Origin of the sequence: Pedobacter immunditicola (assembly GCF_037482985.1) — a bacterium.
GTDB classification, from domain to species: domain Bacteria; phylum Bacteroidota; class Bacteroidia; order Sphingobacteriales; family Sphingobacteriaceae; genus Pedobacter; species Pedobacter immunditicola.
In genome coordinates, this window is sequence record NZ_JBBHKC010000022.1 from 1 (window position 1) to 1163 (window position 1163).

Genomic DNA, 1163 nt, shown 5'->3' on the forward strand with positions numbered 1-1163 from the left:
GAGCCCCTGTCAGAATGGTGAATCAGCTTTTGCTGCGGATACAGGCGGGCATTGGTAGCCATTTGCAGGGCGTCCATGCAGCCTTGGGCACAAAGGTTCCTGCAGAAGCTGTAGCCCATGATTTTATGGGAATAAGCATCAGTCACCAGGCTCAGGTAACCCCATTGATTGATCAGGCGGATGTAAGTGATATCGCTCACCCAAACCTGCTCGGGGCGATTAATCTCCATTTCCCTGATCAGGTTATTGTATTTATGCATCCAGTGCCGGGAATCGGTGGTAATGGCTTTTCTTTTTCGTCGCCGGAGGTCAAGGTGGTGTTCCCGCATCAAATCATAGAGGTAATCTCTTGCTGCCCTGATTTTATGGCTCCACAGTGGTTCCCTGAGCATTTCCTGAAGCTTTAGAGTGCCAGTACCGGGGAGATTTTTTCGGATCGCCAAGATGTGTTGCAGCACGATATCATCCTTGAGCCCCTGGTCCTGGAAACGCCACTGGTGATCATAATAAGCATGTCTGCTTTTGCCAAACAGTCTGCACAAGTTCCCGATCCCTTGTTTGGGATAGTCTTGTTTCATTTTGGTGACTGCCTGGCACCATCCTTTTTTCTGATATCAACTTTAAATTGCTCTTCGGCAATATCGATCAAGGTATTTAAAGCCTTGTTTCTAAGCTGTTCAAAAGCCAGGGCCTTTTTCAGGGCCTTTACTTCATCGCTGTCCGTGTTTTTGACGTCCTTAGCCATAGCAGGAGAATTAACCAGACTAAGATCGTCATTTTCCTTTTTTTCTTCCTTCATCCAGGCGTAAATAATTGCATTATTTGCGATCCCGAAACTGATCCTGGCCTCCCTGATGCTCATCCCACAGGCAACCGCTCGTAAAACCGAACGCTTTTCGGAGCGCTTATACACCTTGCGTTTGCGCTCCTGACAGACTTCTGAGCCGTATTTACTTACCCAGCGAACAAGCGTGGCCTTGGAGCAGCCATAGCGCTCACACAATTCGAATCGAGGCGTCCCGTCTTCTACCGCCTGTACGATTTCTTTGATCAACCGAAGATCATAAAAATGGGCTACAGGTTTACATTCTGTAAGGGCCTGTATTACTTCTTTAGTTTCCATACACTTAGTTTATTGTGTATAGCTTTTTCAGGAATGGTCA

General features: G+C 47.1%; 2 protein-coding genes. Both read right to left on the reverse strand.

Going from position 1 to position 1163, the window contains the following annotated elements:
- Positions 1-578, reverse strand: a 578-nt coding sequence (locus WG905_RS19480) for a DDE-type integrase/transposase/recombinase (RefSeq protein WP_339593435.1), incomplete at its 3' end; no start/stop codon positions are given.
- A complete protein-coding gene (locus tag WG905_RS19485; protein WP_339593436.1) occupies positions 575-1123 on the reverse strand; it encodes a transposase in 549 nt (182 codons plus the stop codon). The genes WG905_RS19485 and WG905_RS19480, both read right to left, overlap by 4 nt.
- Positions 1124-1163: the final 40 nt, after the last annotated feature.